We start from the raw sequence: 24796 nt of genomic DNA on the forward strand, positions 1-24796 counted from the left end.
CCTACCGAGAGACAGAATTCATGAGTGATTCCCTTCCAGCAAAACCTGCCGAAAATTCGGTGGACCTAACGTTTCTGGCCCGCAAACCGTCGTTTCTTGAGTGTGATGACGCCGCCGCCTTTCTTCATGGCATGAAGTTCGAGGCAAACACCGAGGTTCTCTGGTTTATCCTGAAAAATAGCCAGGGACGGTATGTTTGTGCCGAGTTCTTGAAATCAGACGCACCGGAAGTGAGTAACGACAGCGCCTCACTCGAAGATTCACTCTTCGTGTCCAAGTGTGCGAGGGGGCAATTGTGCGTTCCTGTCGGATATACCGTCGCCGCCAGTTTCCATTTACATCCACGCGCAGAGGGCGGCATAAATGAGATCCCGGTGGAGTTGTCTTATCGCAATCGCTTTTTTTCTTGGGCCGATCTGTGGAGCGTAATGAACCCACGGCGCCAGTACTCCAGGTGCTATCTGTCCACAGGCAAGGACGGTCTTGTTTCATACACTTCAAACGCATCAGACTTTGAATCTGAATTGGCCCGACAGATTGCGAAAAATACAGACAAAAGTGCCAGTTTTTTTCAGCGCTTGTATGAAAGAGGCGCTTTTCCGGCCAGCATCTGGATTCTGCTGGCTATCGGGGCCGGTGAACTCAAGATGGTGGTCAAAGGCGTGGTCGAAGACGCGATGTGGTCCCGCCGTGGCGCACTGAAAGCCAGTTGGAAATGGGATATCGACCCGAATAACAAGACAAGGAATACGTCGGTTGAGTTGATGCCGGTTTTCAGTCCTGTTTTCCATGACATTGCGGGCGTTGCGTCTTATTGGTGTATGAGGCAGCACAATTCACTGGCCGGGCAATATGCCGGCATTGTTCTCAAACATGCCTCCCGTGATGAGTTTATTGCCACCGCTGCCGAACACAGCGAGTACGTCAACTTTGACTTGCCCAGGGTCTTTCCCAAGGATCAGCATGGCAACGTCCAGCTTCCCGAGGACTTCCGGGTCTATGGTTTCTACCATTCGAGCAAACCATCGCTTCCAGACCATTTACCTGCAGCGGATACCGAACTCTTCAAGAACTTTTTTTCCCCTGCCGATATGAAAATCGGACTGAATCGATTGGTCGCGGCTCCTCAGCATCACTTGTTCATGATCACGCCTGATGAGGCGGTCTTGAGCTTTTCACAACCCGATATTCCAGTCAGATCGTTGATTGTTGAGTTGACGGCGGACTTTGAGCGGAAGTTGGTCTCGGGTGAAATCACCACACAGATGTTTGTCGACAAAGTAGCGGCAGCCGGAAACCTGAGCGTGCTCTTGCCGAGCAAAACATGGCCGGATGTCGGCCGGATCAGGCCGTCTGCCGAGCCGGCGCAGTGATCATTTGTCATTACGCTGGTGACGATAATCACTGACCGCCTCGTAAACCGCTTTGCGCAACCGATTGATCCCGCCGATTGGGCGGTGCGCTTCAATGCCAAACCAAGGATTGAACGACAGGTTGTCGCATTGCAGATTCAACGCCGGGTTATCGAAATCCTGCGGTGGCAAGGTGATCCGCGCGACGGTTTCGAAGGGTGAATCCTGCTCGCGCCATTCGATGCTGGTGTCTTCGATCGGCATGTATTTATGGGCATCCTGACGCTGAATCTGCAGCACGAAGCAGGCGGGCACGCGATCTGTTGACAGCTGTTGATTCAACGCGCTGCGCAGGAAGTTCGGCAGATCGTGATTCTGTTTAGGCAATGTGTAAGCGGGGCAGTTATCCGGATCAGGTGCTATGCGAAACTTTGCGTTCGCCTCACCGAATTTGTAGGGCGAAACCGAAAAGTAAGTCGTCGCTGTCGGGCTATCCGGCGGCGGCGACAAGGTTGCCAGCGCAATCAACAAATGGCGGATCTGCCAGCTGCGCGGGTCCCATCCAGGGAAAAACGCCATAACCTTCTTGCCGTCAGCCTGCGCCGCCACATTCTGACGGTACTCGGCGACATCGCTGACAAAGAAGTTCGGGTGGCTGAACATCACGAAATCCTGCTCACGCTGTGCCTGGCGGGTGCCGAGCAGTTGTTTTCCCGAAACGTCCAGCAGTTTGATCGCCATGCCCCTGGCGTCGCGGATGCTGTCGAATTGTGGGTAGGCATTGCCATTGGACAGGCGAATCATCGCCTGCCAGGTTTTGCCGGGCTCACTGAACACGCCTTGTCGCAGCGACTGCGCCAATTCCGGCAGAACCTGCACCTGGGCCTTTACGCAGCCATGAGCCTTGGCATGAGCATCACGCAAATAGCGTGTGCCTTCGCGATGCTGATCGACGATGCGCACGGCGGTCTGGATCACGTCCCGAGTCATCGCGGCTTCATCGGGCGGAATCTGCTCCAGCGCTGAAACCGGGCCACGGTGTTGCCAGGCAAACCATGCCGTGGCAATGCCCCAGCCAAGCAGGCCGATAGCGACCATTATCAGCAGGGCTTTGCCAAGCACACGTCCAAGCCACAACCAGATTCTGGCCAAAAGCGGCAATTCTTTCTTGAAGGTCGAGATCATGGCAGTTGCGCCTCCAGTGGGCCGCCGAGGACTTTCAGGTACTCAAGAAGTGCCCAGCGTTCTTCGGGTTGCAATAGCCGACCAATCACGCCGTTGCCGCGTTCGCCGGCACGAAACTCATGACCGCTGTTGTGGTTGCCAGTGATACGCGTGTCGAACAGGAAGCCATTGGTAAACGCTTCGGTGCGATAGCCCAGATGTCGCGGATCGTATTCGAAGGTGCCTTTGAAGAAGCTGGTAACGCGCTCATCCTGCGGCGACAGCAACTGATAGATGCTCGGCACCGAGCCGTTGTGCAAAAACGGCGCGGTGGCCCAGATACCGGCCAGCGGGCGGGCCTTGTAGGCGACTTTTTCGCGCACGCCGATCGGCAGGCCGAAACCGTCCAGCTGTGGTTTTTCCTGTGGCGTGACGTTGGCTTCGCGGTAGGCGCGGTCTTCGACAAAAGCGGTGACGTAAGCCAGCCCCTTGGCCACTGACAACTGGCTCAGATCCACTGGTTCCTTGGGCTTGGGGTGAAGTTTGACGTCCATTTTTTCCAGTTCTTTCAGATCCCATTGCAGGGCTGTCAGATCGAAACGGTGGCTGGCGATATTGTTGGCGGCGGTCGGGTCGGTACCGATGACATCAACCGGTAGCATGTGTAGATGCTGCACCCAGCGCTCACCTTCCTGAGTCTGACGCGGAACGTGGCAACCGGCGCAATTCTCGGCAAACAACGAGCGCCCCTTAGCCGCCAGGGGCTTGTCGACGGCGCCAAACAGATCTTCTGGCCAAGTGGGTGGTTTGAGCTTTTGCAGGGTTTCTTCGATCTTGTGCAGATCACGTACGCGCACGCTGGAGGCATAGCGAGCGTCGCCTTGCAGCGGCTGACCGTTGCCATCGAAAAAACTCAGGGTGGCGCCGACGCCCAGCGCCTCGCCAATATTGCGCGCCATCGGTTGCTGTGCCGAGCCGTTCCACTGCACCCAATCGAACGTCCACATGTCCCAGAGCTGCGGGTAATCCACCGGGGCATTGGCCACGCGGTAGTTGGCGGGGGAAATTGCATCGCCAAATGTCGCATTGGCAATGCGTCCGAAGGCATCGGCGCGGCCGGGACCTTCTTCGGTCGGGTAGAGGCCGCGATGGGTGTCGTTCCAGGCGACCTTGAGGAATGTATTCAGAGAAGTTTTGAAGTCTTTGCGTAATTGCTCGTGGTGCGCGCCGTACTCGTCGCCCAGCACGGTTCTGGCAAAACGTTCGAATTTCCATGGGTTGTAGTAAGTCGAGGTCAGACTTGCCACCAAAGCCTGTCCGAAACTGCCGCCGCGCAAAGTAGGAACACTGGAAGGCAGCACATGTTGCGCAGTACCGCCGTCAATCCGCAGGGCCTGGCCTTTGAAGCGCAATTCGCCGGTGTGGCAAGCGGCGCAAGTGATGTCCAGATATTGCTCGGAGTTGCCGGGATTCTGATGGCGGGCAAAACCGACAGGGAGGTTGCCGGGGTTGTTCGCTGTGGCTGTCTGCTGCGGATCGATCAGAAAACCAAAGCGCGCGAGGTACTCGGGCGAGGCGAAACGTTGCGCCGAGAAGGGCAACTCCAACGCCTGGAACCACTCATAGCGCAGGCCTTTGACCTGTGTACCTTGGGGCGTGAAATAGTAGGTTTGCCGCTCTTCTTCGCTCCACTGATCGAGGTAATGCACCCGCTCGGCGGGGGTGTAGAAGGGCAATTTCGGGTTGACGACGTAATACAGAACCGTTGCAAGCACGAGTCCCAGCAGCACGACGATCAGGGTCAGCACACGGAATAAAAGGCGCAAGATAAACATCCTTGTCGAATTGTTCCGCTGTTATGCCTGAGCCAGACCCGATGCAGCAAGTGGCCATTACGCCAGATGATGCAAGCAGAGACGCCAGTCGTTGTCGGGACCAGATGACAGAAGCTTCATCGTCGCTTCGCCTCAATGCGTTTTAATCCCTGAACTTATCGGAAGATTCCTGCTCTCATGCCGGTAGCCATTGGTCGTGGCGGCCTGATAAGCTCGCGGCTTTACTCGATTGCCCTTTCGGCGCATGAACAAGGAAATAGCATGAAACAGCATCGGTTGGCGGCGGCGGTAGCCCTGGTTAGCCTGGTACTTGCGGGTTGTGATTCGCAGACCAGCGTAGAGCTGAAAACCCCGGCGCAAAAAGCTTCCTACGGTATCGGCCTGAACATGGGCAAGAGCCTGGCTCAGGAAGGCATGGATGATCTGGACTCCAAAGCGGTAGCCCAGGGCATTGAAGATGCCGTCGGCAAGAAAGAACAGAAGCTGAAAGATGAAGAACTGGTCGAAGCCTTCTCCGCGCTGCAAAAGCGTGCTGAAGAGCGTATGGCCAAGGTGAGCGAAGAGTCGGCAGCTGCCGGCAAGAAGTTCCTCGAAGAAAACGGCAAGAAGGCTGGTGTGACAACCACCGCTTCGGGTCTGCAATACGAAGTGGTCAAGAAAGCCGACGGCCCACAGCCTAAGCCGACTGACGTAGTGACTGTTCACTACACCGGCAAGCTGACCAACGGCACCGTATTCGACAGCTCCGTCGAGCGCGGCAGCCCGATCGATCTGCCGGTGAGCGGCGTGATTCCGGGTTGGGTTGAAGGTCTGCAGCTGATGCACGTTGGGGAGAAGTACAAACTGTACATCCCTAGCGATCTGGCTTACGGCGCTCAGTCGCCAAGCCCGGCAATCCCGGCCAACTCGGTTCTGGTCTTCGACCTGGAACTGCTGGCCATCAAGGATCCAGCCAAAGAAGACGCCGCTGCTGCCAAGTAAGCAGTTACGGTTTCAACAACAACGCCTCGCTTATGCGGGGCGTTGTTGCATCTGGAGTCTGGCAAGGGTAAACAGAGCGAACCGATGGCGGTCGCAAGAGTCATAGCCATTGAGGCAGCCCGCGCTAGCCGCCCTGAGCAGCCAAGTCAATGAAATATTGGGGTTTTTTATGTGAGTAAAAAACGCCCGATCTGAGCGCAGCCCTTATGAAACGGGGCTTTCAGCGCTGAAATGCAGCTCTGTTCACAAGGTTATCCACAATTTGTGTGGATAACATTTCAACGGGAGGAATAGATGAAAGCTCCGTGGAATTTCGCTCGATTCCTGCCCCTTGCCGGCCGCCTGCTGGCACGCGGTCGCTTACCGACCTTATTATTTGCGGTCGCCAGCAAAGGCGCTGCACAAGGCAATCGCCTCGGTAAACTCAAGGACGATTTACGTTTACTCCAGGCATTGTGCCTGGCCTATTGGCGCGGCGAGTATCGGGCAATCAGTGGCAAAGCGTTGATTTCGGTCGTCGCGGGGTTGATGTACTTCCTCAGTCCGGTCGATGCGATTCCCGATTTCATTCCCGTGTTCGGCATGCTCGACGACATCGCGGTTCTCGCCTGGCTGATGAAAACCCTCGACGATGAACTCAATGCCTTCCGCCTCTGGCGCAACCGCCAGCAGCCGGAAAAACTGGCCGTCGTCGAACGCCTGCCGGATACCCCCGAACAATTGCAACTTCAGGGACCGAAAAAGTCCTGATTATCAAACCCCTCTTACAGATAGATACCCCCCGCGACCTTGGCCGCTGTTAGGATTACACTTCCAGGGAAAAGTGCCGACTCGCTAAGTGTTGTTGTCCTACGGGGTAGTCATGGATATTCAGATAATTGCACGCGATGGCGAACCCGAATACGCGGTTCTGCCATGGGCTCAGTATCAGGCTCTACTAAAAGCTGCAGGCCTCAATGAAACACCGTCGCGTGCGGCAGCCACGCCGCTCGCGGCCACACCAGACCCGATTCTTCCAGGCCTGGATCAACTACGCAGTTTGCGCGAAGGGAAGGGCATCGCCATTGAGGCGCTGGCCCGCACGGTAGGCATCAGCCCGTCTTATCTGGCCATGATCGAAAGTGGCGAGCGTCAGCCCGACGCCGCGATTCGCCGCAGTCTGGCCTGGGAACTGACGGTGCCAGGGTGGAGGGATGAATCGTGAGCGTACGCATCAGTCGTCAACATTGGGACGGATTGCTCGGGGAACTGGATCAGGCGCGCCGTCAGCGCCATCTGCTGACTTATCGGGCCTTGCTCGAGCGGTTGCAATTGCCGACACCGGCCATGCAAACCTTGACCGCCGCGCTTGAGCATCTGGCCGCGCTGGATGCCAAGGCCGAACAACCTTTGCGCAGCTCGCTGGTGATCAGCCAAGGCGCCAGTCGCCTGCCGCGCACCGGTTTTTTTGAGTGCGTTGAACGTCTGGGGCGCTTTTCCGGGCCGTCCGATGGTGTTGCTGCAGCCTCTTGGCATGCTTCGGAAGTCGTCCGCGTTTTTGAATACGAGTACCCGGAATCGGCGGAGGCCTGAGTGTTTTTACGACTCAAGGCGCGGGCCAGTTACTGGCTGGCCCGCAGGCTGTTTCACTGGTCATGGTTTGTTCGCCAACCGCGCGGCTGGCGCTGGCTCGAAGGGCAGTTTGCGCGCATGGCCAACCTTGGCGATGTCGGTGCGCAGAGCTTCTATGGGCACATCCTGACCTTTCGTGGTGTCGGCCTTGGGGCACGTGAAGAAGGTGTGCGTCTGTTGCGGCTGGCGGCGCTCGCTGGCGATGGCAAAGCAGCTTATCAGGTCGGCGTGATCAGTTTGGCCGGAACGCCGAGCAAACCGCCGGACCCTGTCGAAGCAGCTCGCTGGTGGGGCATGGCTGTCAAAGCCGGGCACCCGTTGGCTGAGCTTAAATTGAAAGAGTTAAGTGCTCGGGATTCAACTCAGTAAATCCATTTGTGTCCTTCCTGATAAACGCGGCGTGAGGTTTTCCTCACGCCGCGTTTGCGTTTTTGCGCGCTTGTTTATCTATTGGCGATTTTTTACAGACAATTCCTACGGTCATCGCCTACTTGCCTGACTTCTTTCCTGATTGATCCCCCGCACAGTTCCCGCGCCTAATTTTTGCGCGAGGGAACGCTCATGTTTGATCCGCTTATTCAGTCCACTTCGCCCACCCGCGTGCGTTGATGGAAGCCGTCACCCGCATCGAGCAAGCACTCGACAGCTTTCCCGCCACCCTCAGCCTTTACCGTGAGCAGCTCAAGCATTGGGCCAGTCGAGCGGCGGACAAGGTCAGCCACGCCGCAGATTTGCCGTCGCTGATGGGCATGGAGCGGATCATTCGCTTCGGCTCCGATAGCACTGCCGTCAGCAGCGCCGACAACGAATTTTTCTCCGGCGTCGTCCAGTGCCCGAAGGGCGGGTTGATGCTGATCGAAAGCAAATTCGAGTCGGTGTACGACATTCCACTCGGCAACATCGTGGTCGATGTGATCGCCATGGACGGTGGCGCAACCACCCCCATCACCCTTGATGCGCAAGGCAAGGGTTCATTCAAAGGAATACCTGGAAAGTTCTATCGGGTGCTGGTGCACAGCGAGGTCACTCCGGATCAGGTCGAGGATCTTTTCAAAGCCTATGACGGCCTGACCGCTGAGCTGGATGGCTGGCTGCGCAGTGAATGGAAGGGTTTCAAGCCGCAGTGGTCGCAGTCGGTGGCGACGGCGGCAGGCAACGGCATGCTCGCCGGGAGCTGGGCGGCGATCGAGGGGGTGTGGGAAAGCATTGGCCTGCTGTCGGACATTCTCAAGGATCCCGGAGCGTTCGCCGAGCGGCTGGGTGAGGGCGCCACACAGTTGATGGCGCTGGCAGCGACTGCCCCCGATGTCATGGAAAAGCTTCAATTGCTGGTCAGTGACGAAGCTGCACTGTGTTTATTGCTGCGCACCGCCAGCCTTTGGCTGGAGATGCTGCCACCCAGTGAAGTCGCCGGCAAAACCGCTGAAGCTGCATCGATGATGATGGTGCAGTTGCTGATCGATGTGTTGATCAGCGTCGTTTTGACGTTTGTCAGTGGTGGCGCAGGCATCGCTTATCTGACGCTGCGTCTGGCGGACCGCGCTGTTCAATTGCTGTCGGCGCTGAAGCGTTTGGTGAAGGCGATGTTCGGCATCGTCGAAGGGTTCATCAAGTACGTCGATCAATACAAAACCGTTGCCGCCCGAGGCATCGCCGCCGGGGTGAAAAAGGGCCGCATGCAATTGCGCTGGGATGCGCAGCGCAACACCTTGTTGAAGAAAGACGAGCATCACGACGACTCGCCGGATCAGGCGAAAAATCCTAACGGCGACAGCGCCGATTGCGTGCCCTTCACCTGCACCAATGGCTGCCCGGTATCAATGGTCACCGGTGAAGAGCTGCTGACTCTGAACGATGCGCTGCTCGATGGCGTGTTGCCGTTTGAGTTCACCCGGTTGTATCGCTCGAGCGCCGTCGAAATCGATGTTGGGCTGGGCTTTGGCTGGAGCCATTCGCTGGCGCATCGGCTGGAGTTTTTCGCTGATGAGGTTGTTTGGGTCGATCACGAAAACCGGCGTACGCGGTTTCCGTTGCCGAGTATTGAGCGACCGGCGATTCACAACAGTCTGTCGCGAGCGGCGATTTTTCTTGGCGATGAGCCGGAAGAGCTGATCCTCGCGCTGGCCGGGGAAACGGCGCGGTTTTATCACTTTCGTGCGGGACGGTTGGCGGCGATCAGCGATGCCTACGGCAATCGTCTGACGCTGCAGCGCGATCGGTCTGACCGGGTGCAGCGACTGGACAATGGCGCCGGGCGTTCGCTGTTGTTGCGCTATGACCGGGCGCAGTTGCTGGGTGTTGATTATCAGGTGTTTCGCGACGGTGCCTGGAGTACCGAGCAAGCGCTGGTCAGTTACCGCTACGACGCTTATCAGCAGCTGATCGAAGCCACTAACGCCGTCGGCGACAGCGAGCGTTACGACTACGACGACGCTCACGTGATTCTGCAGCGGCAGATGGCCGGTGGCGCGAGTTTCTTCTGGGAGTGGGAGCGCTCGGGGAAAGCCGCTCGGTGTGTCAGGCACTGGGCATCGTTCTCGCAGATGGACACGCGCTACGTCTGGAACGACGACGGCAGTGTCGCAGTGCATTACGTCGATGGCACCGAAGAGGTTTACGTCCACGACGAACGTGCGCGGCTCGTGCGTAAAGTCTCGGCGGATGGCGGCGAACAGCTCAAGGCCTATGACTCTTCGGGGCGCTTGATCGCCGAGCAGGATGCCTTGGGCGCCGTCACCGAATACCGCTACGACGAAGTCGGACGGCTGGTGGCGCTGATTCCGCCGGATGACGCGCCCACGTCCTACGAGTATCGCAACGGTTTCCTGCACCGCCGTTCGCGCGGTGATGCCGTGTGGATCTACCGGCGCAATGCCGAGGGCGATGTCACCGAAGCGGTCGATCCCGACGGTCAGGTCACCCATTACTACTACGACACCCGTGGCCAGTTGCTGTCGATCCGCTACCCGGACAGCAGCCGGCATCGCTTGGTCTGGAACAGTCTTGGCCAACTCATTGAAGAGACCTTGCCCGACGGTGGCGTACGGCGCTTTTCTTACGATGCGTTGGGGCGGCGGACCACGACCGCCGACGAACACGGTGCGGTCACCCGTCAGCATTGGGACGCCGTTGGCCGACTGATCCAGACGACATCTCCTACCGGCAATACCCGTGCTTACAGCTACGGCGCCTACGGTCAGGTCACCGCCGAGCGCGATGAACTCGGGCGCATCACCCGCTACGAGTACGACGACGATCTGCACCTGGTTTCGCGGCGGATCAACCCCGACGGCACACGGGTGCAGTACCGCTACGACCATGCGCAACTGCTGCTCACCGAGATTGAAAACGAATCGGGGGAAAAGTACCGGCTGGATTACACACCGACCGGGCTGATCCGTCAGGAAAGCGGTTTTGACGGCCGGCGCACGGCGTACGCCTACGACCTCAACGGGCATCTGCTGGAGAAGACCGAGTTCGGTGATGACGGCTCGACGCTGATTACTGGATATGCAAGAGATGCTGCCGGGCGCCTGTTAATCAAGACCCTGCCCGACGGCATCAAGGTCACCTACCAATACGACCGACTCGGTCGTTTGATTGGGGTCGACGACGGCCAGCAACACCCGCTGGCCTTCGAGTACGACCGCCAGAACCGCTTGATCACCGAGCATCAAGGCTGGGGCACCCTGCGCTACCGCTACGACGCCTGCGGCCAGCTCAAGCGCATGCGTATGCCGGACAACAGCGTGCTCGACTACCGCCACGCCAAGGGTGGCGCGCTGACCGACATCGACCTCAACGGCACGCCGCTGACCCGTCACGTCTATAAGTCCGGTCGCGAACAACAACGTCAGCAGGGCCTGCTGCTCAGCGAATATTCCTACGACGATCAGGGACGATTACTCGCCCACGCCGTAGGCCATCAGCGCGATGCCTTGTACCGCCGTGATTATGCCTACAGCGCCAACGGCAATCTCGCGCACATCGCCGACACTCGCCACGGCCAGCGCACCTACGGCTACGACGCCCTCGACCGGCTGATCCGCGTACGCCACTCACGCGACGAACTGCCGGAAAGCTTCGCCCACGACCCGGCCGGCAACCTGCTGATGCAGGACCGCCCCGGCCCGAGTCAGATCAAGGGCAATCGCCTGCTGATGCAGGGCGATCGTCATTACGACTACGACGCCTTCGGCAACCTGATCCGCGAACGTCGTGGCCGCGCGCAGACCCTCGTCACCGAATACCGCTACGACAGCCAGCACCGCCTGATCGGCCTGACCCGCCCGGACGGCCAGACCGCCTCTTACAAGTACGACGCTTTCGGTCGACGCATCAGCAAAACCATCAACGGCGAGACCACCGAGTTCTTCTGGCAAGGCGACCACCTCGTCGCCGAAAGCAGCGAAAACGAATACCGCAGCTACGTCTACGAACCCGGCACCTTCCGCCCGCTGGCACTGCTCGACGGCAAAGGCCCGAAAAAGGCCTGCCCGTTCTACTACCAACTCGACCACCTCGGCACCCCGCAGGAACTCACCGACTACAGCGGCGACATCGTCTGGTCAGCGCAATACGACGCCTACGGCAAAGTCGCCACGCTGACCCTCGCCGGCGAGGACTACCTGAACCAGCCGCTGCGCTTTCAGGGACAGTACTTCGACGGCGAAAGCGGCCTGCATTACAACCGACATCGGTATTACGACCCGAGGCTGGGGCGATATCTGACGCCGGATCCGATCAAGTTGGCCGGTGGGTTGAATCAGTACCAGTACGTGCCGAATCCGACGGGGTGGGTGGATCCGTTGGGGTTGACCTCCAATTGTCCGCCGCCGAATAAGCCTGGGTGTGAGGTGCCGGGTGGGATTGGTGGGGCTAAGGTTGATGAGGGTGAGCCAGCGCTGCCGAAAATGACGGCGCAGGAGCGTAGAGCGAGGATTGATGAACTAGCCGAAGGAAATGCAAAGCGGCGTGTTAGTGAGTATGAAAAAATTTACGACATGCACACTGTGAAAAAACATAGTTCGGAAATTTCTGATCCAGCTCTCAAACAGCGAGCGATCAATGGAGCAGATCCTCATACCGGTGAGGTCCCGAAAGGTGCCAAAGGTAATCCAAGCTCTCAGTTTCATAGTTGGCGTATGCATTTGGGGGCGTTGAATAAAGCGATGACGAAGGATAAAAACGGATTGATTAGACATACAGGGAAGGATCAGAAGAAAAATCCAATAGTTAGATTGGAGCTTCCTGGAGCTGGGCGCGGTTACAGGCCCAATAAAAAAGATGCACAAAACCCGGGGCTTAATGAGGATATGAATTGGTTTGAGGTTAAATTCGACAAAGTGAATACACAGGAGCCTTTCACGGGCTTCCCCGCGGAGGGAAAATGATGCTGAAAGACCCATTTTTAAATGAACGCTTTGAACCTGATTTAATGTGGTTCGTTGGGATATTTGATGTTTATGATAGAGAGGAGTCCAAAGGTGTAGAACTCGAGGCTTATGATCCGAATGATCAAGCTGATAGAAGTATGCTAATAAAGAAGTATTGCTTGAATCAGCCTTATTTCTCACATAGGCATAAACTGGCTCTCATTGAAAATCTAGAAGCGGTGCTTAAGGATTCAAGCTTCGATTTTCAAGCTATATTTGAAATAGATGAATGCGAGACAAGCAGTTGGCCGCGTGAGGAATGGTATTCATTAGAAAGTCCACGTGGTTTTTTTCAAGATGTCTATCAAATAGCGACAGAAGTCTGGAAAGAGGATCTGTTGATGGCTGCTAGTGAGGATAAATCGGCTTGGTAAACTAAAAATCAAGTCAACGTTGTACGCTAAGCTGTAATCGATGTAGCTCGGCAGAGACGAGACTATCAATCACATGCACGCTATACCCCGGAACATTCTTCGCATGATGCTTCGCCTGCGACGCCATTTCCGCGAGTTGGCTAGCGTCGAGCTGTGGACACGCTTCGGGGTGTAAATGCACGACGCCGATGGACAGTGACAAGAGCGGAAACTCCTGCCGCACCCCCTGGCGATTCGGTGCGATGAAGCAGCCATCCTCAAGGTGTTCAGGGCGATAGAAGCGTCGGCACTGGCTCTGAAAGTCGTCGAGCAACTGGTTGAGGCGTTTGCGCCAGTCTTCCGGGCCGAGGACGAGCAGGAAGTCGTCGCCGCCAATATGACCTACGAAGTCGCGGCTCGGATCTACGCGCTCGTTGAGGCATTGCGCCAGGCACAGCAGAACTTCATCACCACGCCCGTAGCCATAGATATCGTTGAAGGGTTTGAAACTGTCGATGTCGACGTAGCAGATGACCGACTCGCGGCCTTGTTGCAGCAGGCGAGTCAGGCATTGCTGAATCGGCACATTACCCGGCAGCAGGGTCAGCGGGTTGGCATAACGCGCCTGTTGGATCTTCAGTTCGGTGATCAGTTTGAGTACATCGATCACCCGGCCAAGACCCAGGTAGCCGCCGTTAAGAGTAATGATGAAGTCTTCTTCGATACGTTGCCGGGGCGCGGCTGGTGATCAGGCGGCTGACTTGTTGCAGCGACTGGCTCATTTCCACGGCGAGGAAGTCGTCGTTCATCAGGCGGCTGATCGGTTTACGCGCGAACAGATCGGTGGCGAAGGGTTTGAGCAGGGCATCCGATAACGAGTGGCGATGGACGATGCCGCAGGGTTGGCCTTGTTCGTCGAGTACCGCCAGTGAGTTGAGGTTGGCCTGGCGGCGGAACGCTTCCAGCACGGTGGCGGTGGGAGTGTCGCGATGCACGGCTGGTTGGTCATTGAGCAGGGCGCTGAGGTCGCTGCCTTCGTCGTTCAGCGCAACGCTGCTGCTGTCGTGTTTGGGCATCAAGGCACGGGCATCGCGCGGTGGGTGTTCCTGGGGGCGGCCGAGTAGGTAGCCCTGCACCAGATCGACGCCCATTTCCGTCAGCACCGCGAGTTCTTCCGCCAGCTCTATGCCTTCGGCGATAACTTGCGCGCGAGAGGCTTTGGCTATTTGCAGGATCGAGCCGACGAACTCGCGCTTCAGCGCGTCCTGATGAATGCCGTCGATGAAGTGTCGATCGATCTTCACGTAGTCTGGGCGCAGTTCGGACCATAACCGCAGGCTCGAATAACCGGCCCCGAGATCATCCAGCGCAATGGAAAAACCCATCGCCCGATAGTGATGCAAGGCGGTTTGCAGCAACTGGAAATCGTCGATGGGCGTCTGTTCGGTCAGCTCGATGACGACCTGACTCGGCGGAATGCCGAAATCCTGCAGCAACTGCAACGTGCGCCCCGGTTGATGGGCGGCTTCAAGCAAGGATTCCGGCGAGACGTTGAGGAACAGTTTGCCTGGCAGTTGTTGCTCGTTGAAGCGGCGACAAGCGCTTTGGCGGCAGGCGATTTCCAGCTCGCTTAAACGCCCAGCCTGTCGTGCTACGGCGAACAGTGCGATGGGCGAGTGAAGAGGGCTGTTGGAAGGGCCGCGCGTGAGGGCTTCGTAGCCGAGAATGCGCCGTTCCGAGAGGCAGATGATCGGTTGGAACAGGCTGTGTAATCCGCTTTGAGTCAGGATCGAGCTCAAGGCACTCAGCTGTTCGGTCGTGGTCATGGCAATCTCTGGCGATAAAAAAAGGACTGGGAGCGCTCTCGATGAAGAGAGTGGCTCCCAGTCCTTTATTGCACGACAGAATGATGACTGTTTGATGACGATCCGGGGATCGTCAGCACTAAATTGCCATCACCTTACTTCTTGGCCACCTGATTGCTCAGCTTCAGGTAATCCAGCAGGACACGCCCGGTTTCACTCAGGTAGGCATCGTCTTCGGGTTTGACCTTGTCCGGGTCGGCGGCCGCGAGGGCGTCCTCGTCTTCTTTCTTCAACTCTTTGAGCGGCTCTTCGCCTTTGGCTTTGCGACGGATGTTTTCCATCGTCAGTTGCTTGGCGTCGATGTCGTTGTGCTGGGCACGGCGTTCGGCTTCGTTGAGGCTGACGGTTTTTTCTTCCATCAGTTTCTGCGCCAGGGCCAGCTTGTCGCGGATGAACACGAACTCGGCATCCTTGGCGGTGCGCGTGTCATGTTCGGACTTGAGCTGAGCCAGGAACGGTTTGAACGGATCAGCCGCCGGTTTGATTGCTGCGCGGATGGTGTCCCACGGCATGGCTTCCGGCAGTGCGCTCTCGCCGATTTCCTTGGTGTCGATCAGCGACGGATAGTCGATGTCCGGCAATACGCCCTGATGCTGGGTGCTCTGACCGGAAACCCGGTAGAACTTGGCCAGGGTCAGCTTCAGTTCGCCATGGTTGAGCGGCTGAATGGTCTGCACGGTGCCTTTGCCGAAGGTCTGGCCACCGATGATCAGCGCGCGGTGGTAGTCCTGCATGGCGCCGGCGAAAATCTCCGAAGCCGAGGCGGACAAGCGGTTGACCAGCAGCGCCATTGGACCTTTGTAGAACGCACCCGGGTTTTCATCTTCGAGTACGTCGACACGGCCATCGGCATTGCGCACGAGTACGGTCGGGCCTTTGTCGATGAACAGACTGGTCAGCTCGGTGGCTTCCTGCAGGGAACCGCCGCCGTTGTTGCGCAGGTCGATGACCACGCCGTCGACTTTGTCTTTCTGCAGCTCGGTGAGCAGCTTCTTGACGTCGCGGGTGGTGCTCTTGTAATCCGGATCACCGGCACGGAACGCCTTGAAGTCGAGGTAGAAGGCTGGAATCTCGATGACGCCGAGCTTGTAGTCCTTGCCGTCCTGTTTCAGGTTGAGCACGGATTTCTTCACGGCCTGGTCTTCGAGCTTCACCGCTTCACGGGTGATCGGCACGATCTTGGTGGTCTGGTCGTTCGGCGCATTGCTCGCCGGAATCACTTCCAGACGCACTACGGTGCCTTTCGGACCACGGATAAGTTTGACCACTTCGTCCAGACGCCAGCCGACCACGTCGACCATTTCTTTGTTGCCTTGGGCAACGCCGATGATCTTGTCGGCCGGGGCGACTTGCTTGGTCTTGTCGGCCGGGCCTGCCGGCACCAGACGCACGACTTTCACCTGGTCGTTGTCGCTCTGCAACACGGCACCGATGCCCTCGAGGGACAGGCTCATGTTGATGTCGAAGTTTTCCGCGTTATCCGGCGACAGATAGTTGGTGTGCGGATCGTACGACATGGCGAAGGTGTTGATGTACGCCTGGAAGATGTCTTCCGGACGGGTCTGGTCCAGGCGCGCCAACTGGTTCTTGTAGCGCTTGGTCAGGGTTTCCTGGATCTGCTTCGGCTCTTTGCCGGCGATCTTCATCCGCAGCACTTCGTCCTTGACGCGTTTGCGCCACAGGTCGTCGAGTTCAGCGGTGGATTTGAGCCAAGGGGCGTCCTTGCGATCGATCAGCAAGGTTTCCTTGGTGGTGAAGTCCATCTTGTCGACGCCTTTGTTCAGCTCGGCAAGGGCGAAGTCCAGACGCGCCTTGACGCGGTCCAGATAGCGCTTGTAGATCGTGAACCCGGCGTTGAGGTCGCCGCTTTTGAGGAAGTCGTCGAACTGGGTCTTCCACTTGTCGAATTCGCTGATGTCGCTGGCCATGAAGTAGCTGCGCGACGGATCCAGCAGCTTGAGGTAGCTGTCGTAGATGATCACCGAGCGCGCATCGTCGAGCGGCGGCTTGCTGTAGTGGTGACGCTTGAGCAACTCGACGACGTTCAGGCTGGCGATGACTTCATCGCGATCAGGCTGCAATTTGTCCCAGCTGTTGGCTGCGAATGTATTGCCCGACACCGGCAACAAACCGATACCGATGAAAAGAGCGAGGGCGGTGCTGGGGAGCAAATGCTTCATGCTGATTCGACGCGGGGACAATTGATAACGCATATTAGGCCGTCTTTGAAGTCGCCGGTTCTACGAGAGCCGGTCGCATAATGCAAAAAGCCCGGCGCTACAGCTTCGGGCTCAGTCCAGACTCACTATGGAGGCACTGTGAAGGCATTGCAAGGCGTTGACGGTCAAGTGGCATGGGTTGAAGAGCCGAGTCCTACGTGCGATGTAGGACAAGTCCGCATCCGAGTGGCGGCAGCCGGCCTCAATCGCGCCGATTTATTACAGAAAGCAGGGCTCTATCCGCCACCACCAGGGGCCAGCCAGGTACTCGGTCTTGAGTGCTCCGGGGTGATCAGCGAGGTCGGTGCGGGCAGTGCCTGGCAGGTCGGCGATCGGGTTTGCGCCTTGCTGGCCGGGGGCGGCATGGCCGAAGAGGTGATCGTCGACGGGCGGCATGTACTGCCGGTTCCCGAAGGCGTCTCGCTGATCGAGGCCGCTGCATTGCCTGAGGTTTATGCAACAGTCTGGCTGAATGTGTTTCAACTTGCGGCGCTCAAACCGGGTGAGAAAGTTCTCCTGCATGCCGGCGCAAGTGGAATCGGTTCAGCCGCCATTCAGTTGTGCAAGGCGTTCGGCAATCCGTGCTGGGTCAGCGTCGGTTCGGCTGAGCGCTTGGCCTACTGCGAGACTCTGGGCGCCCAGGGCGGTGTAGTGCGCACCGATGATCTGGAGAGTCTGCGTGATTTCGGGCCGTTCAATGTGATTCTCGACCCGGTCGGCGGTAATTATTCGGCGCTGAACCTCAAGCTGATGGCGCTGGATGGACGCTGGGTGTTGATCGGTTTGATGGGCGGGCGTGAGGCGAAACTGGATCTGGCGCAGGTCTTGGCCAAGCGTGTGCAACTGCTGGGCTCGACGTTGCGTAGTCGTGACGATCAGTTCAAGGCGGATCTGTTGAGTGATCTGGGTCAGCAGGTGTGGCCGCTCTTTGCCGAGGGGCGGTTGAGTCCGCAGTTGGCCAAGGCGTTTGCGGTGAAGGATGCCGAGGCGGCGTTTGCGGAGCTCGCGAGTAATACCGTTTCTGGAAAATTGGTATTGGTGATTAACGAAAATCTGAGCTGAGATCAAGGCAAAAAGCCCCTCACCCTAACCCTCTCCCAAAGGGAGAGGGGACTGACGGAGTTGTTCTGTCGAGGTACATCGACCTGACACATGGTGTCGAACTCAGGTTTGGGATGTCAGCCTGCAATTGCAGATTAAATCTTTGTCATTTCCAGAGGTGGATTGGCCAGCCGGCTTTTTCGGCGTGCTCAAGCAGCACTGGATCCGGGTTGACCACGTGCGGGAAATCCACCTTCAGCAACAACGGCAGATCATTGCGTGAGTCGGAATAGAAGCTCGCGCCCTCGAGGTTCTCCTCTTCCGCATCCAGCCATTCCAGCAAGCGGGTGATCTTGCCTTCGCGGTAGGTCAGGGTACCAACGGTGTGGCCGCTGTAAACGCCGTGGGCGACCTCCAGTTCGATTCCGAGAATTTCATCGATGCCCAGTCGATCGGCAATCGGTCTGACCAGGTGGGTGCCCGACGCCGAGATCACCAGAATCCGATCTCCCGCCTTGCGGTGGGCGGCGATGGTTTTCGTCGCGTCGCTGAAAATGATCGGTTCGATAAAGTCTTCAACCCACGGCCCGACCAGGTGCTCGACTTCTTCCGGCGTGCGGCCGATCAGCGGTTCGAGGCTGAACTCCATGTACTCTTCCATGCGCAATTTGCCATGGCTGTAGGCGTCCATCAGTTCGTTGTTCTTGCGCATGAACGACTCGGGATCGACCCAGCCCAGGCGCCCCATCTGCTCACTCCAGAGGGTGGCGCAGTCGCCGTGGATCAAGGTTTCGTCCAGATCAAAGATTGCCAGGGCCATCAGTGCAGTTCTCTCTTCAACGTCAGCAAAGTCATCAGGCTACCTCACACAGGGCCGTCGGATCGATGGAAAGTGCCAGGCGCTGACCGTCGGGATGCAGATCGGCGGCGGAACGGTTTAGCACGTCCACCACCAGTTCCACGCCGCGCGCTTCGATACGGTAGCGAATGACGTTGCCGAGCAGGCTGTGGCTGCGGATCTGCGCGTCGAGCTCGCCCTCAAGGCTCAGTTCGATGGCTTCGGGGCGAATGGCGATGCGGTGGTTGATCGGACGCTGCAACAGCTTCGAAGCGTCGTCGGCATCGAGCAGGTTGTAGTTGCCGATGAAGCCGGCGGCGAACACATCGATCGGTGCGGTGTAGAGGGTTTCGGCATCGCCGCTTTGTACGATTTTTCCCTGATTCATCAGGAAAATCCGGTCAGACATGGTCAGCGCTTCTTCCTGATCGTGGGTGACGAAGATCGTCGTCAGGCCAAGTTCGCGCTGAATCTGTCGGATCTGTTCGCGCAGGTGTTTACGAATCCGTGCATCGAGGGCCGACAGCGGCTCATCCAGCAGCAACAAACGCGGGCGCGTGACCAGTGAGCGGGCAAGGGCGACGCGCTGGCATTGGCCACCGGATAGCTGATGTGGGTAGCGGCCGGCGAAGTCGTTCAGTTCCACCAGTTTCAGCACTTCGGAAACGCGTTTATGGCTGTCGTCGGCATTGACCTTTTGCATGCGCAAACCGAACGCAACGTTCTGTTCCACGGTCATGTTGGGGAACAGCGCATAGCTCTGAAACACCATGCCGATCCCGCGTTTCTGCGGACTCAATGGCACGATATCGACGCCATCCAGCAGGATCTTGCCACCATCCACTGGCGTCAGGCCGGCGATGCAACGCAGTAGAGTGGACTTGCCGCAGCCGGACGGGCCGAGCAGGGTGACGAATTCGCCTTTGTTGATTTCGCAGTCGATATCGCTGAACACGGTGGTACCGGCGTAGCTTTTCTGCAGGTGTTGGACGCTGACATAGCTCATTCGCTTTTGTCCTTGTTCAAGATGTTGGCGATCCAGGTCAGGACCAGCACGAAAAAGAAATACGAGATGACCAGCGCACTGGTGAAGTGGCCGCTGCTGTTGCGCATGTTGTTCAGATACACCTGCAGGGTTTCGTAGCGCGTACCGACAAGAATGTTGGCAAAGACGAACTCACCGAACAGGAACGAGAACGACAACAGCAACGCGACCATCAGGCCTTTGCGCAGGTTGGGCAGCACCACCAGAAACGCCGCCTGAAAGGTGCTGGCGCCGAGCAGTTGCGCGGCGTCCATCAGGTCGCGCAGGTTGATCGCTTGCAGGTTGTTGGTGATCGCTCGGTACATGAACGGCAGCGCCACGGTGAAGTAGCAACCGATCAGAATCCACGGCGTGCCAACCATCGCCATCGGCCCGGAACCGTAGAGCTGCAACAGTCCCACCGAGGACACCACCGGCGGCACCGCGAAGGGCAGCAGGATGAGGATGTTCATCAGTGCATCGAGTTTCGGGAAGTGGTAATGCACCACGAACAGCAGCGGCAGAATCAGCACCACCGACAGCACCAGTGCACCGACACACACGATCAATGATTGGCCGAAGGCGTGAAGGAAGCGCGGATCGCTCCACAACTGCAGGTACCACTTGAAGGTGAAGCCGCTGGGCAGAATGGTCGCCGACCAACTGCTGGCAATCGAATAAATCAGCGTGCCCACGAGTGGCAGCAAGAGGATCGCGAACAGCAGGTAAACCACGACGCGGTGGTAGAGACCGGCCGGGCCGGATTCAGCGCGAGACATGGTAGCTCCTCTTCAACAGCAGTTGATGCACGACGGTGACGATGGTCATCAGCGCCACCAGCACCACGGCGAGGGCGCTGGCCAGATTCGGGTCGAGGGAAATGTCACCGGAGACCATCGCCGCGATACGGATCGGCAGGACGTTGAAGTTGCCCGTCGTCAACGCGTACACCGTGGCATAGGCGCCGAGGGCGTTGGCCAGCAGGATCACGAACGTGCCGAGCAACGCCGGGGTCAGCACTGGCAAACCGATGTGCCGCCAGAATTGCCAGCCATTGGCGCCAAGCAGCGCGGCGGATTCGCGCCAGTCTTCACGCAAGGCGTCGAAGGCCGGGTAGAGCAGCAGCACGCCGAGGGGAATCTGGAAGTAGGTGTAGAGGATGATCAACCCGGTTTTCGAGTACAGGTTGAAATCCTGAATGATCCCCGACTGCTTCAGCATGATGGTGATGCTGCCGTTGAAACCGAGCAGGATGATGAACGCGAAGGCCAGAGGCACCCCCGCGAAGTTGCTGGTCATGTTGGCGAAGGCGTTCACAAAGTTGCGCAGTTTTGAATCGACCCGGCGCAGGGAATACGCACCGAGTACGGCGATGATGATGCCGAACACGCTCGACCAGAAACTGATCTCGAGGCTGTACTGGATCGCCTGCAAATAGAACTTCGAACTGAAGATCTTGCTGAAGTTGGCCAAACCCCAGCCGAACTCTTCCGATTGCAGGCTGTTGATCATCACCCAGACCAGCGGGGCAATTTCGAAGACGATAAAGAACAGCGCGAACGGCACCAGGCACAACGCCGCCAGCCATTTGCCGCGAGTCATTGAGTTCACTTGAGCAACTCCCGGCACACAGGTTTGTCATGGGGCACGCCGAGCAGTTCGCAGACAGTGCCGCAGATTTCCGTCTGCTTCGGTGCGGCGTCAGCGTTGAGGCTGAACGCGTCACCGAGGACGAACAGCGGCACCTGACGCTCTTCCGGCAGCAGGCCGTTGTGCGAGCGGTCGTTGTTCATGCCGTGGTCGGCGGTCACCAATACCTGATAGCCAGCGTCGAGCCAGCTCTGCAAATAGTCGGCGAGGATGATGTCGGCGAAGCGCGCGCTGTTGCGGTATTGCGAAGAGTCGAGGCCGTGCTTGTGCCCGGCGTCGTCGATGTTCATCGGGTGGATCAGCAGGAAGTCCGGATCGTGGCGCAGGCGCAGGTTTTCCGCGTCGGCGAACAGGTGCGAATCGGGGTAGTGATCGCTCCAGTAGAAATGCCCGTGCTGGATCGGCAGCGACAGATTGTCGGTGTGGCGGTCGCGTGCTGCCAGGAACGGCGAACGGTTATACAACTCGCTGACCCAGTGGTAAGCCGCCGCCGCGGTTTTCAAACCGGCATCGCGGGCGTAGTGATAAATGCTGCGCTGGTTGGACAGGCGCGAGACGTTGTTGTGGACGATGCCGCTGTCGATCGGCGGCACGCCGGTCAGGATGCATTCATAAAGCGGTCGGGACAGGGCCGGCAGTTCGCACTCCAATTGATAGAGTGCGGCGCGTCCTGCGCCAACGTAAGCCTGCAGATGCCCCATGGCGTGACGCGCGACTTCATAGTTGAGGCCGTCGAGCACGACAAGGATGACGTTGTGCTTCATAGGGGCAAAAACTCCGCGAAATTCAAATATTCCGAAATCCACTCAATCCCTTGTGGGAGCGAGCCTGCTCGCGAAAGCGTCATGTCAGTCACATCATTGTTGAATGACACACCGCATTCGCGAGCAGGCTCGCTCCCACATTTGGAACTCCAGCGGATCCCGAAGAGGGATCTACAGGCTTATTTCATCTCTACGATGACTTCCTCGTTCCACTGCTGCGGCAGGGCCTTGGAAGTCTTTTCCCACGCATCGGCGTCTTTGATCGGGGTGACCTTTTTGTACTGCTCGTTCGGCAGCAGTTTGGCCTTCACGTCTTCCGGCAGTTGCAGGTGCTCGGCGCGGATCGGACGGGCGTTGCCGCGGGCGAGGTTGGTCTGACCGGCGTCGCTGAAGATGTATTCGCGGGTCAGCTTGGCGGCGTTGGGGTTCTTCGCGTACTTGTTGATGATCGTGGTGTAGCCGGAAATCACCGAACCGTCGGACGGGATCAGCACCACGTAGTCATCCGGGTTGGCCATCTTGGCCTTGTAGCTGAGGCCGTTGAAGTCCCAGACCACACCGACTTCGATCTCGCCTTTTTCCATGGTGGCGATGGTCGGGTTAGCCATCGACAGGCGACCTTGCTTGGCGATGTCGGCGAACAGCAGCAGCGCAGGCTTGATGTTTTTCTCGTCGCCACCGTTGGCCAGTGCCGCAGCGAGTACGCCGTTGGCCGCTTGTGCGGCGGTGCTCACGTCACCGATGGAGACCTTGTATTTGCCGCCCTTGAGGTCAGCCCACTTGGTCGGTACTTCGGAGCCGTGCAGCAGCTTTTTGTTGACGATGAACGCGATGGTGCCGGTGTAGGCCAGCGCCCAGTTGCCGTCCTTGTCCTTGGCCCAGTCCGGAACTTGATCCCAAGTGCTTGGCTTGTACGGTTGCACCACGCCTTGCTTGACCGCGATCGGGCCGAAGGCGGCACCGACGTCGCCGATGTCGGCAGTGGCGTTGTCTTTTTCTGCGGCGAACTTGGCGATTTCCTGAGCCGAACTCATATCGGTGTCGATGTGTTTCAGGCCGTAGGTCTTGGCCAGGTCTTCCCAGGTGCCTTTCCAGTTGGCCCAGTCATCGGGCATGCCGACGCTGTTGACGGCGCCTTCCGCTTTCGCAGCGGCTTCGAGGGTTTTCAGATCGGTGCCGGCCGCCATGGCGGAGGTGCACATTGCAATGGTCGAGCCTAACAGTGTTGCCAGGAAAAGCTGTTTCATTCCGAAGCTCCTTGGTCGTGTTCAACGCTGCGATTGCGGTATGTGTTGGTCTAGGTCAGCAATACCTGAGCCAATTTATGCGGACTGGATGACACTTTGATGTCTGCAGCACTGCGGCAGGCCGTTTATTTGCCCGGTATCGGCGGGTGCCAAGTAAGCGTAGACCATGCTCAAAGGCCCAGAGAGCAAGGGACTTGGCCGATGTATTGCAAGTCGTGAAGACGACCGTTCGGTAGTTTGTCATCTCTCGGTCATCTGCACTGCCTAGGCTTGCAATATCAGGAAACGGCTCGATTTCCGTGCGGTTTTGCCCCGAAACAGTGCTGGTCTAGTCCAGATAGGTAACGTTGATGCGCGATGAGGCAACGAAAGCGGTGACAGCGATTGGCCAGGTGTTGCAGGAGCAGCTTGATCACGGGTTGTTGGCGGCAGGTAGCAAATTGCCGGCCGAGCGCAAGCTCAGTGAGTTGTTCGGCACCACGCGGATTACCGTGCGTGAGGCGTTGTTGCAGCTGGAGGCGCAGGGGCAGATTTATCGTGAGGAGCGCCGTGGCTGGTTCGTCTCGCCGCCGCGTCTGGCGTACAACCTGATGCAGCGCAGTCACTTTCACGCGATGGTCAGTGCGCAGGGGCGGGTGCCGTCGACCGAGGTGATTTCGGCGCGGTTGCAGCCGGCTTCGGCGGCGGTGTGTGCGTGGTTGCAGTTGCCGGCGTTGTCGAGCGTGATTCAGATTTGTCGGTCGCGGCGCATTGATGGGCGGTTGGTGTTGTATGTGGAGCACTATTTGAATCCGCAGTTTTTTCCGGGGATTCTTGGGTTTGATTTGAATCAGTCGATGACCGAGTTGTATGCGCGGCATTACGATTTGCACTATGGGCGGGTGCGGTTTGAGATTGTGCCTACGTCATTGTCGGTGGATGCGGCGGCGGCTTTAAGGGTGTCGGTGGGGAGTCCGGGGTTGCGGATTGCTCGGGTTAATTATGATCAGCATGAGCGGTTGATTGATTGTGATCTGGAGTTTTGGCGGCATGATGCGATTCACGTAGGGGTTGATGTGTTTTGATCGTTTTGGGGGCATATCCGTTGCTTCGGGTGTTGCTGATTAGGGTTCCGCCCTTACGGCGGGTCACTTTTTCCAGACGCCGAAAAAGTAACCAAAAAGGCTTGCTCCTACGTGCGGCCCGCTCGCTGGGGCTCGGGGTTCCTTCGCTCCGTGATTGATCCGGGGGCAGCGCCTACGGTTTGCTTCGCTGCACCTCCTCTCGCTGTGTTTGGCTTCGCCAAACGGTCGCTACGCTCCCACCCCCGGATCAATCCCTCCACTCAGCCTTCCGACGTCGCCCGTGGATCAAGATCAAAAGCGGTACTCGAGCTAACGCTCATTGTGTTGAGTGGTGAGAAGCAGAGGCGATATAG

Annotated in this window: 19 protein-coding genes and 1 pseudogene; 10 read left to right on the top strand and 10 right to left on the bottom strand. The window is 58.0% G+C overall.

What is annotated here, in order from left to right:
* The first annotated feature begins 20 nt into the window (after nt 1-20).
* A complete protein-coding gene (locus ACRRSD_RS23850; protein WP_435035671.1) occupies nt 21-1373 on the top strand; it encodes a hypothetical protein in 1353 nt (450 codons plus the stop codon).
* Here ACRRSD_RS23850 and ACRRSD_RS23855 read toward each other — a convergent pair whose 3' ends face one another.
* Nucleotides 1374-2537 carry a catalase family protein gene (locus ACRRSD_RS23855; protein WP_435035672.1) on the bottom strand — a complete coding sequence of 388 codons (1164 nt, stop codon included), beginning with the start codon at nt 2535-2537 and terminating at the stop codon, nt 1374-1376.
* A complete protein-coding gene (locus ACRRSD_RS23860) occupies nt 2534-4342 on the bottom strand; it encodes a di-heme-cytochrome C peroxidase (protein WP_435035673.1) in 1809 nt (602 codons plus the stop codon). Before ACRRSD_RS23860 ends, ACRRSD_RS23855 begins: the two co-directional genes overlap by 4 nt.
* Before the next feature lie 270 nt (nt 4343-4612).
* On the opposite strand from ACRRSD_RS23860, the gene ACRRSD_RS23865 reads away from it, so the two are divergent.
* The 7 genes from ACRRSD_RS23865 to ACRRSD_RS23895 all read left to right on the top strand — a co-directional run bounded on the left by ACRRSD_RS23865 (nt 4613) and on the right by ACRRSD_RS23895 (nt 12752).
* Nucleotides 4613-5332 (top strand): FKBP-type peptidyl-prolyl cis-trans isomerase, encoded by a 720-nt coding sequence (locus ACRRSD_RS23865; protein WP_435035675.1) that lies wholly within the window; start codon nt 4613-4615, stop codon nt 5330-5332.
* 294 nt (nt 5333-5626) lie between these two features.
* Nucleotides 5627-6082: a YkvA family protein gene (locus ACRRSD_RS23870; protein ID WP_122597321.1), complete on the top strand. Its 456-nt coding sequence runs from the start codon at nt 5627-5629 to the stop codon at nt 6080-6082.
* A gap of 112 nt (nt 6083-6194) precedes the next feature.
* A complete protein-coding gene (locus tag ACRRSD_RS23875) occupies nt 6195-6536 on the top strand; it encodes a helix-turn-helix domain-containing protein (protein WP_435035677.1) in 342 nt (113 codons plus the stop codon).
* Complete coding sequence (locus tag ACRRSD_RS23880) at nt 6533-6904, top strand: hypothetical protein (protein ID WP_003223109.1); 372 nt, start codon at nt 6533-6535, stop codon at nt 6902-6904. Before ACRRSD_RS23875 ends, ACRRSD_RS23880 begins: the two co-directional genes overlap by 4 nt.
* Nucleotides 6905-7312, top strand: coding sequence for a sel1 repeat family protein (locus ACRRSD_RS23885; RefSeq protein ID WP_435035680.1), 408 nt, complete (start codon nt 6905-6907; stop codon nt 7310-7312).
* A 239-nt stretch (nt 7313-7551) separates the two neighbouring features.
* Nucleotides 7552-12336, top strand: a complete 4785-nt coding sequence (locus ACRRSD_RS23890) for an RHS repeat-associated core domain-containing protein (RefSeq protein WP_435035681.1) — start codon at nt 7552-7554, stop codon at nt 12334-12336.
* On the top strand, nt 12333-12752 hold the full coding sequence (locus tag ACRRSD_RS23895) for a hypothetical protein (RefSeq protein WP_435035682.1): 420 nt from the start codon (nt 12333-12335) through the stop codon (nt 12750-12752). The genes ACRRSD_RS23890 and ACRRSD_RS23895 overlap by 4 nt, the downstream gene beginning before the upstream one ends.
* Before the next feature lie 13 nt (nt 12753-12765).
* Here the strand turns inward: ACRRSD_RS23895 and ACRRSD_RS23900 are convergent.
* Both ACRRSD_RS23900 and ACRRSD_RS23905 read right to left on the bottom strand, forming a co-directional pair.
* Nucleotides 12766-14557 (bottom strand): annotated as a pseudogene (locus ACRRSD_RS23900) (bifunctional diguanylate cyclase/phosphodiesterase).
* A 134-nt stretch (nt 14558-14691) separates the two neighbouring features.
* Complete coding sequence (locus ACRRSD_RS23905) at nt 14692-16776, bottom strand: carboxy terminal-processing peptidase (protein WP_435035684.1); 2085 nt, start codon at nt 16774-16776, stop codon at nt 14692-14694.
* Nucleotides 16777-16914: 138 nt separating this feature from the next.
* Here ACRRSD_RS23905 and ACRRSD_RS23910 point away from each other — a divergent pair, with 138 nt between their 5' ends.
* The gene (locus ACRRSD_RS23910) at nt 16915-17877 is read left to right on the top strand and encodes a zinc-binding dehydrogenase (protein WP_435035686.1); all 963 of its coding nucleotides are present in this window, start codon (nt 16915-16917) and stop codon (nt 17875-17877) included.
* Nucleotides 17878-18022: 145 nt separating this feature from the next.
* Here the strand turns inward: ACRRSD_RS23910 and ACRRSD_RS23915 are convergent, their stop codons facing one another.
* From ACRRSD_RS23915 to ACRRSD_RS23940, 6 genes are all read right to left on the bottom strand, one after another.
* Nucleotides 18023-18676: an HAD family hydrolase gene (locus tag ACRRSD_RS23915; protein ID WP_008083714.1), complete on the bottom strand. Its 654-nt coding sequence runs from the start codon at nt 18674-18676 to the stop codon at nt 18023-18025.
* Nucleotides 18677-18710: 34 nt separating this feature from the next.
* Nucleotides 18711-19700, bottom strand: coding sequence for an ABC transporter ATP-binding protein (locus ACRRSD_RS23920; RefSeq protein ID WP_435035687.1), 990 nt, complete (start codon nt 19698-19700; stop codon nt 18711-18713).
* Nucleotides 19697-20497, bottom strand: coding sequence for an ABC transporter permease (locus ACRRSD_RS23925; protein WP_186552485.1), 801 nt, complete (start codon nt 20495-20497; stop codon nt 19697-19699). The genes ACRRSD_RS23920 and ACRRSD_RS23925 overlap by 4 nt, the downstream gene beginning before the upstream one ends.
* Nucleotides 20484-21320, bottom strand: coding sequence for an ABC transporter permease (locus ACRRSD_RS23930; protein WP_163013661.1), 837 nt, complete (start codon nt 21318-21320; stop codon nt 20484-20486). Before ACRRSD_RS23930 ends, ACRRSD_RS23925 begins: the two co-directional genes overlap by 14 nt.
* A gap of 5 nt (nt 21321-21325) precedes the next feature.
* On the bottom strand, nt 21326-22132 hold the full coding sequence (locus ACRRSD_RS23935; protein ID WP_435035689.1) for an alkaline phosphatase family protein: 807 nt from the start codon (nt 22130-22132) through the stop codon (nt 21326-21328).
* Between the two features lie 179 nt (nt 22133-22311).
* Nucleotides 22312-23379 carry an ABC transporter substrate-binding protein gene (locus ACRRSD_RS23940; protein WP_007916337.1) on the bottom strand — a complete coding sequence of 356 codons (1068 nt, stop codon included), beginning with the start codon at nt 23377-23379 and terminating at the stop codon, nt 22312-22314.
* Nucleotides 23380-23729: 350 nt separating this feature from the next.
* On the opposite strand from ACRRSD_RS23940, the gene ACRRSD_RS23945 reads away from it, so the two are divergent.
* A complete protein-coding gene (locus ACRRSD_RS23945; RefSeq protein WP_435035691.1) occupies nt 23730-24443 on the top strand; it encodes a UTRA domain-containing protein in 714 nt (237 codons plus the stop codon).
* Nucleotides 24444-24796 lie beyond the last annotated feature (353 nt).

It is taken from the genome of Pseudomonas neuropathica (genome assembly GCF_051174785.1).
GTDB lineage: Bacteria > Pseudomonadota > Gammaproteobacteria > Pseudomonadales > Pseudomonadaceae > Aquipseudomonas > Aquipseudomonas neuropathica_A.

What these genes read in the sequence shown, in the direction of transcription:
- ACRRSD_RS23850 (WP_435035671.1), top strand. Translation starts at nt 21, where the DNA reads ATGAGTGATTCCCTTCCAGCAAAACCTGCCGAAAATTCGGTGGACCTA.
- ACRRSD_RS23855 (WP_435035672.1), bottom strand. Translation starts at nt 2,537, where the DNA reads ATGATCTCGACCTTCAAGAAAGAATTGCCGCTTTTGGCCAGAATCTGG.
- ACRRSD_RS23865 (WP_435035675.1), top strand. Translation starts at nt 4,613, where the DNA reads ATGAAACAGCATCGGTTGGCGGCGGCGGTAGCCCTGGTTAGCCTGGTA.
- ACRRSD_RS23870 (WP_122597321.1), top strand. Translation starts at nt 5,627, where the DNA reads ATGAAAGCTCCGTGGAATTTCGCTCGATTCCTGCCCCTTGCCGGCCGC.
- ACRRSD_RS23875 (WP_435035677.1), top strand. Translation starts at nt 6,195, where the DNA reads ATGGATATTCAGATAATTGCACGCGATGGCGAACCCGAATACGCGGTT.
- ACRRSD_RS23890 (WP_435035681.1), top strand. Translation starts at nt 7,552, where the DNA reads ATGGAAGCCGTCACCCGCATCGAGCAAGCACTCGACAGCTTTCCCGCC.
- ACRRSD_RS23895 (WP_435035682.1), top strand. Translation starts at nt 12,333, where the DNA reads ATGATGCTGAAAGACCCATTTTTAAATGAACGCTTTGAACCTGATTTA.
- ACRRSD_RS23905 (WP_435035684.1), bottom strand. Translation starts at nt 16,776, where the DNA reads ATGAAGCATTTGCTCCCCAGCACCGCCCTCGCTCTTTTCATCGGTATC.
- ACRRSD_RS23915 (WP_008083714.1), bottom strand. Translation starts at nt 18,676, where the DNA reads ATGGCCCTGGCAATCTTTGATCTGGACGAAACCTTGATCCACGGCGAC.
- ACRRSD_RS23920 (WP_435035687.1), bottom strand. Translation starts at nt 19,700, where the DNA reads ATGAGCTATGTCAGCGTCCAACACCTGCAGAAAAGCTACGCCGGTACC.
- ACRRSD_RS23925 (WP_186552485.1), bottom strand. Translation starts at nt 20,497, where the DNA reads ATGTCTCGCGCTGAATCCGGCCCGGCCGGTCTCTACCACCGCGTCGTG.
- ACRRSD_RS23930 (WP_163013661.1), bottom strand. Translation starts at nt 21,320, where the DNA reads ATGACTCGCGGCAAATGGCTGGCGGCGTTGTGCCTGGTGCCGTTCGCG.
- ACRRSD_RS23935 (WP_435035689.1), bottom strand. Translation starts at nt 22,132, where the DNA reads ATGAAGCACAACGTCATCCTTGTCGTGCTCGACGGCCTCAACTATGAA.
- ACRRSD_RS23940 (WP_007916337.1), bottom strand. Translation starts at nt 23,379, where the DNA reads ATGAAACAGCTTTTCCTGGCAACACTGTTAGGCTCGACCATTGCAATG.
- ACRRSD_RS23945 (WP_435035691.1), top strand. Translation starts at nt 23,730, where the DNA reads ATGCGCGATGAGGCAACGAAAGCGGTGACAGCGATTGGCCAGGTGTTG.